General features: G+C 70.6%; 10 protein-coding genes and 1 pseudogene. 8 read left to right on the top strand and 3 right to left on the bottom strand.

Annotation, left to right across the window (positions count from 1 at the left end):
- The 3 genes from menE to MVA01S_RS27160 all read left to right on the top strand — a co-directional run.
- A partial coding sequence (gene menE / locus MVA01S_RS27170; RefSeq protein WP_060941768.1) for an o-succinylbenzoate--CoA ligase occupies positions 1–890 on the top strand: 890 nt, incomplete at its 5' end.
- A gap of 141 nt (positions 891–1,031) precedes the next feature.
- Positions 1,032–1,715, top strand: coding sequence for a response regulator transcription factor (locus MVA01S_RS27165; RefSeq protein ID WP_040542790.1), 684 nt, complete (start codon positions 1,032–1,034; stop codon positions 1,713–1,715).
- A 10-nt stretch (positions 1,716–1,725) separates the two neighbouring features.
- Positions 1,726–2,724: a sensor histidine kinase gene (locus MVA01S_RS27160; RefSeq protein WP_390176162.1), complete on the top strand. Its 999-nt coding sequence runs from the start codon at positions 1,726–1,728 to the stop codon at positions 2,722–2,724.
- A gap of 72 nt (positions 2,725–2,796) precedes the next feature.
- Here MVA01S_RS27160 and MVA01S_RS27155 read toward each other — a convergent pair whose 3' ends face one another.
- The 3 genes from MVA01S_RS27155 to MVA01S_RS27145 are packed head-to-tail and all read right to left on the bottom strand — an operon-like array spanning position 2,797 to position 4,980.
- The gene (locus tag MVA01S_RS27155; protein ID WP_003932692.1) at positions 2,797–3,930 is read right to left on the bottom strand and encodes an NAD(P)H-dependent flavin oxidoreductase; all 1,134 of its coding nucleotides are present in this window, start codon (positions 3,928–3,930) and stop codon (positions 2,797–2,799) included.
- 54 nt (positions 3,931–3,984) lie between these two features.
- Positions 3,985–4,761 (bottom strand): S-methyl-5'-thioadenosine phosphorylase, encoded by a 777-nt coding sequence (locus MVA01S_RS27150; protein ID WP_003932693.1) that lies wholly within the window; start codon positions 4,759–4,761, stop codon positions 3,985–3,987.
- 3 nt (positions 4,762–4,764) lie between these two features.
- Entirely contained in the window at positions 4,765–4,980 is a 216-nt protein-coding gene (locus MVA01S_RS27145; protein ID WP_003932694.1) for a hypothetical protein, read from the bottom strand.
- A 42-nt stretch (positions 4,981–5,022) separates the two neighbouring features.
- Between MVA01S_RS27145 and MVA01S_RS27140 the strand changes: the two genes are divergently transcribed.
- The 5 genes and pseudogenes from MVA01S_RS27140 to MVA01S_RS27120 form a co-directional block, all read left to right on the top strand.
- Positions 5,023–5,892, top strand: a complete 870-nt coding sequence (locus MVA01S_RS27140; RefSeq protein ID WP_003932695.1) for a 1,4-dihydroxy-2-naphthoate polyprenyltransferase — start codon at positions 5,023–5,025, stop codon at positions 5,890–5,892.
- An 84-nt stretch (positions 5,893–5,976) separates the two neighbouring features.
- Complete coding sequence (locus MVA01S_RS27135; protein WP_003932696.1) at positions 5,977–6,966, top strand: AAA family ATPase; 990 nt, start codon at positions 5,977–5,979, stop codon at positions 6,964–6,966.
- A gap of 11 nt (positions 6,967–6,977) precedes the next feature.
- The gene (locus MVA01S_RS27130; RefSeq protein WP_003932697.1) at positions 6,978–7,838 is read left to right on the top strand and encodes a DUF58 domain-containing protein; all 861 of its coding nucleotides are present in this window, start codon (positions 6,978–6,980) and stop codon (positions 7,836–7,838) included.
- The gene (locus tag MVA01S_RS27125) at positions 7,828–8,301 is read left to right on the top strand and encodes a hypothetical protein (protein ID WP_003932698.1); all 474 of its coding nucleotides are present in this window, start codon (positions 7,828–7,830) and stop codon (positions 8,299–8,301) included. Before MVA01S_RS27130 ends, MVA01S_RS27125 begins: the two co-directional genes overlap by 11 nt.
- Positions 8,292–8,906, top strand: a pseudogene (locus MVA01S_RS27120) (hypothetical protein); the annotation flags it as partial. The gene MVA01S_RS27125 and the pseudogene MVA01S_RS27120, both read left to right, overlap by 10 nt.

The raw sequence follows: 8,906 nt of genomic DNA, 5'->3' as shown, positions 1-8,906 counted from the left end.
CCGCGAGCGCCGAGGCGACGCACGCCCGGCTCGGCGGGCCGGGCCGCTGGCTGCTGGCCCTGCCCACCTACCACGTGGCCGGATTCCAGGTGCTGGTCCGCAGCGCGATCGCCGGCACCGCGCCGGTGACCGTGCCGCCGTCGTTCACCGCACCGGAGCTGGTGTCGGCGGTCGAGGCGATGGGCTCCGGACGCCGCTACACATCGCTGGTCGCGGCCCAGCTGGACAAGGCGCTGCGCGACCCGCACGCGACCCGCGCACTGGCGGACCTGGACGCTGTGCTGATCGGCGGTGGGCCGATGCCCGCAGGGGTGGCCGAAAGAGCCTCGGCGGCAGGCATTTCGGTGGTCCGTACGTATGGGATGAGTGAGACCGCCGGTGGCTGCGTCTACGACGGGATCCCCCTCGACGGGGTCGCGGTGCGCGTCGACGGCGACGGCCGGATCTGGCTGGGCGGCCCGACCGTCGCCGCCGGCTACCGGAATCCGGTCACCCCCGACCCGTTCGCGGAGCCCGGCTGGTTCCGCACCGACGACCTCGGCGCGGTGCATGATTCGGGGCGACTTCAGGTGCTGGGCCGGGTGGACGACGCGATCAGCACCGGAGGACTCAAGGTGCTGCCGGGCATCGTCGAGGCCGCGGTGGCCACCCACCCCGCGGTGGCCGACTGCGCGGTGTTCGGGGTCCCCGACGAGCGCCTCGGGCAGCGGGTGGTGGTCGCGGTGGTCACCACGCCTGGATCGTCGATCACGTTGGAACAGTTGCGCTCTCACGTCGCCGCGACGCTGCCGTCGACCGCGGCGCCACGCCAGCTGCACATCGTCGAGGAGCTTCCGCTGCGCGGTATCGGCAAGGTGGACCGGCGCGCGCTCGCGAACCGGTTCGCCTGACCCCGCATGACGGAGCCGTGAGCCGTCAGGCGCTCGACGAGGACAACCTGCGCCGGGCCCTGTACTGACGACGCGGGCCAAAGGCTGACGAAACCGTGACGTCGACGCAGGTCGCGACGCCACCGCGCTACCCTCGGTGTGGTGACCCGGGTCCTGATCGCCGACGATGACGACGTCGTCCGCGATGTCGTGCGTCGTTATCTGGAGCGAGACGGCCTGGACGTCTACACCGCCCACGACGGCACCGAAGCGCTACGCCTGCTCGGCTCCCGGCACATCGACGTCGCGGTACTGGACGTGATGATGCCTGGTCCCGACGGGATGACCCTGTGCCGCAGCCTGCGTCAGCGCGGCGACTACTCGGTGCCGGTGATCCTGCTGACCGCCCTCGGCGAGGAATCGGATCGTATCGCCGGACTGGAAGCCGGCGCCGACGACTATCTGACCAAACCGTTCAGCCCGCGTGAGCTCGCGCTGCGGGTCAAGTCGGTGCTGCGGCGGGCACCGGCCGTCGGCGGGGTGGCGCCCGTCGACATCACCTCCGGGGACCTGACGGTGACGACGGCGTCGCGCACCGTGACCGTGGCGGGCAACCCGGTCAGCCTGACCAACCGCGAGTTCGATCTGCTGCTGTTCTTCCTGTCGCACACCGACACCGTCTTCACCCGCGAGGACCTGCTCAAGCAGGTCTGGCACTGGAACTTCGGCGACCTGTCCACGGTCACGGTGCACGTCAAACGCCTGCGCTCCAAGCTGGGCGACCGGCATCGGGTGCAGACCGTCTGGGGGCGCGGCTACATGTGGACCTCCGGTGCCGACGGCTGAAATCTGGGAGATGGTCGGTTGGGCACTGGCCTGCTCGGTGCCCGTGGTGCTGATCGGCGCGGCGGTGATCCGGCTGGCCCGCTCCTGGTCGCTGGCGGTCAGCATGGTCGTCCTGGTGCTGATCCCGGTGCTGGCCACCCTGGCGGGTGTGCTGGGAGCCAGCGGATTCATGATCACCGAGACCTTCGAGCAGACGGCCGCCGTGCTCGCCGTCGTGTCGGTGGTGGCGATCCCGGCCGCGGTGATGCTGGGCCGCTATCAGGCCCGGCGCACGGTGTGGGAGGCCGAGATCCGCGACTCGGAGAACGCCGCCGAACGGTCGCGGCGGCGGTTGATCGCGTTCGTCAGCCACGACCTGCGCACCCCGCTGGCCGGCATCCGCGCGCTCTCGGAGGCGATCGCCGACGGCGTTGTCCCCGGCGAAGAGGTCCGGGTTTACGCCAAACACATTGAGCACGAAACGGTTCGGCTCTCGGAGATGGTCGACGACCTGTTCGAGATGTCGAAGATCAACGCCGGTGCGCTGACACCGTCCTTCGATCGGGTGGCCCTCGACGAGGTCGTCGACGACGTGCTGGCCGCGCACCGGATCGCCGCCGAGCGCGCCGGGGTGCGACTGGTGGCGAGCATCCCCGAGCAGCCGGTCCGCGTGGTCGGCAGCGACCGCGCCCTGGTTCGGGTGCTGTCCAACCTGGTGGCCAACGCGATCGCGCACACGCCGTCGGGCGGGACGGTCGAGTTGGCGTTGGGCAGCGACGAGCACAGCGCGTGGGCACGCGTCGACGACACCGGCGTCGGTATCGACGAGGCCGATCTGCCGCGCGTGTTCGACGTGGCCTATCGAGGCTCGAACAGCCGTGTGCCGCGATCGGATCGGTCGCTGCCGAGCGGTTCGGGGTTGGGCCTGGCGATCGCAGCCGGTCTGGTGCAGGCCCACCACGGCACGCTGACCGCGCACAACCTGCCGACCGGCGCACGCTTCGAGGTGCGGCTACCGCCGGCCTACTAGTTTTCCGCGGAGTAGCATTCCGGGTTGCGAATCACGCCCCGACCACGGCCCGGAACGCTATTCCGGGGCAGATCAGCCGGGGAGTGAGCTGCTGAGGCGCTCGGCGGCGGCCACGTAGTCCTCGATGAACTCACGCACCACCTCGCGGGCGGGCTTGACCTTGTTCATCAGCCCGACGCCCTGGCCGACGAAGTAGGTCGCGAGCGCCTGCGCGCCCTCGTGGCCCTGGGAGGCGAGCACGTCGATCCGGCGGATCACCGGCTCGCACAGCATCGACTGCAGCGGAAGCGGCAGCGGCTGGTGCCCGTCCTTGGAGGGCAGCCATGCGTCGGTCCACTCCGAGCGCAGCTGCCGCGACGGCTTTCCGGTGCGGCCCGCCGAGCGCACGGTGTCGCGTGAGCTGGCGGCCAGCATCTTGGCGACCGTGTGGGGCGCGGTCTCGGCTTCCTCGGTGGTCAGCCACACCGAACCGGTCCACGCACCGGCGGCACCCATCGCGACCATGCCGGCCATCTGGCGGCCGGTCACGATGCCACCGGCGGCCAGCACCGGGGTGGTATCGCCGATCTCTGCCAACGCTTCGAGCACCTCGGGCACCACGACCAGCGTGCTGACCTCGCCGCAGTGGCCGCCGGCCTCGGTGCCCTGCGCGACGATCAGATCCACGCCCGCGGCGGCCTGCTTGACCGCGTGCTCCTTGGCTCCGACCAGCGCCGCGACCGGGATGCCGCGCTCCTTGCCTGCCTCGATCATGTAGTCCGGCGGCACGCCGAGGGCGTTGGCGATCAGCTTGACCGGATGGGTCAGCGCGACGTCGAGCAGCTCGTGGCCGGTGTTGCCCGACAGCATCGGCTTGCCGAGACGGCGCTCGGGTTCGGGTTCGATGTCGTGGGCGCGCAGCAGTTCGTCGACGATGTCCTTGTAGGCCTGCGGGATTCGTCCGGCCAGGTCGGTGCTGGACAGCTTCTCGCCCTTGCCCTCGAACTTGGCCGGCACGATCAGATCCACGCCATAGGGCTTGCCACCGACGGCGTCGTCGATCCACGCCAGCTCCTGGTCGAGCTGCTCGGGCGAGTACGCGGTCGCGCCGAGCACGCCGAACCCGCCGGCGTTGGTCACCGCGGCCACCACGTCGCGGCAGTGGCTGAACGCGAAGAGGGGGAAGTCGATACCGAACTGCTCACACAGCGCTGTGGACGTCGTCATGTGCTCAGTATTACTTGACGGGTGTCAACACGCTAGTCCCGGGTCGGCGTTCGATCAGGGCAGGTCGAACGGCAACTGCACACCCTCGTGCGCGAGGCAGTGTGTGCACGAGCGCTCCACGTCCACCCGGTCGATCGCCGCGTGGACGAGCTGTTTGAACGGCCCCAGATTGCGCTGGAACTCGGCGAACACGTCGACCGCCCGCACCCCCTGCCCCGATTCCACACCCGCGTCCACATCGGTGACCAAAGCAATTGCTGCATAACACATCTCAAGTTCACGAGCCAGCACGGACTCGGGGTATCCGGTCATGTTCACCAGCCGGAAACCCTGATCTGCGAACCACCTGCTCTCGGCACGCGTGGAGAACCGCGGGCCCTGGATCACCACCATCGCTCCGCCGTCGACCACGCCGGTCAGGCCGGTCGCCGCCGACCGCAGCGACGGGCAGTACGGGTCGGCGAAACCCACGTGGATACCGCCGGAGTCGAAGTACGTGTCCGCCCGCCCCGACGTGCGGTCGACGAGCTGGTCGGGCACCACCACCGCGCCCGGCCCGAGCTGCGGGTCGAGGCTGCCGACGGCGCAGGGTCCGAAGACGCGCCGCACACCGAGTGTGCGCAGCGCCCACATGTTGGCCCGGTAGGGCACGGTGTGGGGCGAGAACTCGTGGTGCACACCATGTCTGGGCAAAAAGGCGACCTCGTGCGCGCCGACGGAACCGATCGTGATCGGCGCGCTGGGCGGCCCGTACGGGGTGTCCACCTCGACCGTCCGGGCATCGGCCCCGAAGAACGAGTAGAAGCCGCTGCCCCCGATGACTCCCAGCACCGGCTACGCGTCGTCCCCGGCGTCCTGCTGCGCGGCGGCGCGGCGCGCGCCGTCGCGGATCTCGAACACCTCGGTGGCGAACCCGCCCACGGTGTTGGCGACGTCCTTGACCGCCGAGGTGATGATCGACGCGACCTCTCCGACAGCCGAGGCGCCGGCGGCGACGATCTCCTGGACCGCGTCCTTGCCGATCTCGGTGTTGCTCAGATGCTCGTCCATGCGCTCAGTCTGCCACGGTCGGCACCTGCAAGACTGACCGTCGTGGCCAGTTTCGCGCAGTGGGTAGAGGGGGCGCGTCCCCGCACGCTGCCCAACGCCGTCGCACCCGTCATCGCGGGCACCGGTGCCGCCGCGTGGCTGGATGCCGCGTCGTGGTGGAAAGCGTTGCTCGCGTTGGTCGTCGCGGTCGGCATGGTCGTCGGGGTCAACTACGCCAACGACTATTCCGACGGCATCCGCGGCACCGACGACGTCCGCTCCGGACCGCTGCGGCTGGTGGGCTCCAAGCTCGCGGCGCCGCGGTCGGTGCTGACGGCCGCGGTGATCAGCCTGACCGTCGGCGCGCTGGCGGGTCTGGCGCTGGCGTGGTTCTCCGCGCCGTGGCTGATCGCGGTCGGGGCGGTGTGCATCGCCGGGGCGTGGCTCTACACCGGCGGGTCCAAGCCCTACGGGTACTCCGGCCTCGGCGAGGTCGCGGTGTTCGTGTTCTTCGGCCTCGTCGCGGTGCTGGGCACCCAGTACACCCAGGCGCTGCGCATCGACTGGGTCGGAGTCACCCTCGCCGTGGCGACCGGGTGCCTGTCCTCGGCGGTGCTGGTGGCCAACAACCTGCGCGACATCCCGACCGACGCACAGACCGGAAAGATCACCCTGGCCGTGCGCCTCGGGGACGCGAAGACCCGGGTGCTGTTCCAGGCGCTGCTGGCGGTCGCGTTCGTGCTGACGCTGGTGCTGATCGCGGCCACGCCGTGGTGTGCGGTCGGACTGGTGGCCCTGCCGCTGGCGGTGCGCGCCGCCAAACCGGTGCGCGCCGGGTCCGGGGGCATGGACCTGATCCCGGTGCTCAAGGACACCGGCCTGACGATGCTGGTGTGGGCGGTCGCGGTGACACTCGCGCTGTCCCTCGGGTAGCGAATCCGGCGCGCTGCGCACCCCTGAGCGTCGGTTTGCGCGCCGGATTCGCGTGGTACATGCAGCGGGATGAATGCCGCCCCGATGCCCCGCCAGTCCGGTGACGACGTCCACGACGCACGGCGGGTGCTGGCGGCGCTGGCCGATGCGTTCTCGGCCAAGGTGGTCGGGCAGGAGCATCTGCGCGAGACGCTGCTGATCGGGCTGCTGACCGGCGGACACATCCTGCTGGAGAGCGTGCCCGGGCTGGCCAAGACCACCGCGGCCCGCGTCGTCGCCGAGTCGATCGACGGGCAGTTCCGCCGGATCCAGTGCACGCCCGATCTGCTGCCCAGCGACATCATCGGCACCCAGGTCTACGACGCGACCACCACATCGTTTGTCACCCAGCTGGGCCCGGTGCACGCCAACGTGGTGCTGCTCGACGAGATCAACCGCTCCAGCGCGAAGACCCAGAGCGCGATGCTCGAGGCGATGGAGGAACGTCAGACCACGATCGCCGGCACCGTGTATCCGATCCCGGAGCCGTTCCTGGTGATCGCGACGCAGAACCCCGTCGACCAGGAGGGCACCTACGCGCTGTCGGAGGCGCAGACCGACCGGTTCCTGCTCAAGGAGATCGTGCGTTACCCGTCGCCCGAGCAGGAGGTCGAGGTGCTCATGCGGCTCGACGCCGGACTGTTCGACCGGGAGCACCCCGGCCGACCGGTCGCGACGCTGGACGACATCCGCCGGCTTCAGCGGGTCACCCGCGAGGTGTACATGAGCCGCGACCTGATGCTCTACGCCAGCCGCCTGGTCGCGGTGACCCGCGAACCCGGCAACTACCTGCCCGCCACGGTGGCGCGACTCATCGAGTACGGTGCCAGCCCCCGGGCCACCATCGCGCTGTGCACCTCGGCCCGTGCGCTGGCGCTGCTGTCGGGCCGCGACCACGTCGTCCCGGGTGACATCGCCGACCTCGCCCACCGCGTGCTGCAGCACCGGCTGATCCTCGGTTTCGAGGCGGTCAGCGCGGGTGTCACGCCGGACGTGGTGATCGACGCCGTGCTGCGCGCGGTCCGGGTGCCCTGAACGGCGGCCGAGTGGGTAAACACCTCAACCGGGCCAGGTCGCATTTCGGCACCGACACCCGCGGCCTGCTCGAAGGCGGCCGGCACGCGCTGCTGCACACCCGGACAATGGAATTCGACGAGTTGCGGCCCTACGTCCCCGGCGACGACGTGCGCGACATCGACTGGAAGGCGTCGGCCCGCTCCGGCGCCGTCCTGATCAAGCGCTTCGTGTCCGAGAAGCACCACAAGATCCTGCTGGTCGCCGACGCCGGCCGCACCATGCACGCCCTCGCGCCCGGCCGGGAACGCAAACGCGATGTGGCACTTCACGTGATGGGGGCACTCGGCCTGATCACCCTCGGCCGCGCCGACGAGATCGGCATGGTCTACGGCGATGCCCGGGGCAGCATCCGGGTCCGCCAGCGCCGCGGCGAGAACCACATCGAGAGCATGCTGCAGCACTACCAGGACCACACCACCCGATCCGGACCGAGCGACATCGTGTGCCAGTTGGACTATGTGGCAACGCATTACCGGCACCCGATGATGATCGTCGCGGTGTCCGACGAACCCGAACCCGACGACCGCCTCGGCGACGCGCTGGCCAGGCTGACGGCGCGCCACGACGTCATGTGGGCGATGGTCGCCGACATGCCCGCGGTGGAGGCCGAGCACGGCGGCTACGACGTCACCACCGGTCGGCCGGTGCTCGGGGCGGCCGCGGTGGACCCGCGCGTGGTCGAGGCCTATCGCCGCGCCGAGCATCGACGCGTTCAGCACCTCACGGAATTCCTTGCGGGACAAGGCGTTTCGCATGCGACGATCGCACGTTCCGCCCAGATCCGGCGCGCCCTCACCGCGATGACGAGGGTGTGGTCGCGTGCCGGATGACCTGCTGGAGTTCGTCAGCGGCCCACTGGAGTACTCGACGAAGTGGCTGTGGCTCGGACTCGCGCTGATCCTGCTTGTCGTGCTCTGGTACGCCGCCGTCGTCGTGGCGACGCTGCCGTCGCACAGCCTGCGGGCACTGCCGGGGATGCGGGGCCTGCACGCCAGGGCGCTGCGCCGCCGTTTCGCCCGCACCGCGCGTACGGTCACGCTGCGCCACCGCTCAGGTGAGTTGTCGGCGGCGCAGGCCGGTGCGGAACTCAGCCGCACACTGCGCAGTTTCCTGCACCAGGCCACCGGCACCCCCGCCCAGTTCATGCAACTGCGGGCCGTGGCCGCCGGCGATCTCGCCGCCGCGGCGCCCGTGCTGGAAGCGCTGGGCGAGGTCCAGTTCGACCGGGCCTCCACCGCCGACGTCGGCCGCCTCGGCGAGCAGACCGAAGAGCTGATCCGATCGTGGAGCTGACCTGGTGGCCGGTGGCGGCGTTCGGGCTCGGCGCGCTGATCCTGGTCCTCGCCCTGGCGGTACTGCTGCCGATCCGCCGCGGCCGGGAGCAGCAGCTGCCGCTGGCCAACACCGCGCGGCTGACCCGGCTGCCCGAGTACCGCGCCGTGGTGCGCCGCCAGACCCGTGCCGCCACCGTCGCGCTGACCCTGCTGGTGCTGCTGTTCGGCGCGACCGTGCTGGCCACCGCCCGCCCGACCGGAACCTTCTGGGACGCCGACGCTTCCGGGCCCCGCGACGACATCATGCTGTGTGTCGGGGCGCCCGAGACCGACCCGGCGACCCGCCCTTTCCTGAGCTACTTCGCCCGGCAGGCCACCACGTACGGATCCGAACGCATCGGCCTGACGTCGGTGAACCGCCGCCTCGTGCCACTGACCCGCGACTACCAGTTCGCCGCGGGCCGGCTCGCCGAACTCTCCCGGCCCGGCCCGGCCGCACCGCCGCTGAGCACACCGGTGGAATATGACGACTACGCACCCACCGTCGACGACCTGCTCGCGCTGTGCCTGACCGGATTCCCGGACTTCCAGCAGCCCGGCCAGACCCGCCGTTCGCTGATCTAC

This window comes from Mycolicibacterium vaccae NBRC 14118 = CIP 105934 (genome assembly GCF_001552715.1).
Lineage (GTDB): Bacteria > Actinomycetota > Actinomycetes > Mycobacteriales > Mycobacteriaceae > Mycobacterium > Mycobacterium vaccae.
Note: the sequence above shows the minus strand (reverse complement) of the source record. Positions and strands in the feature narration are given on the sequence as shown.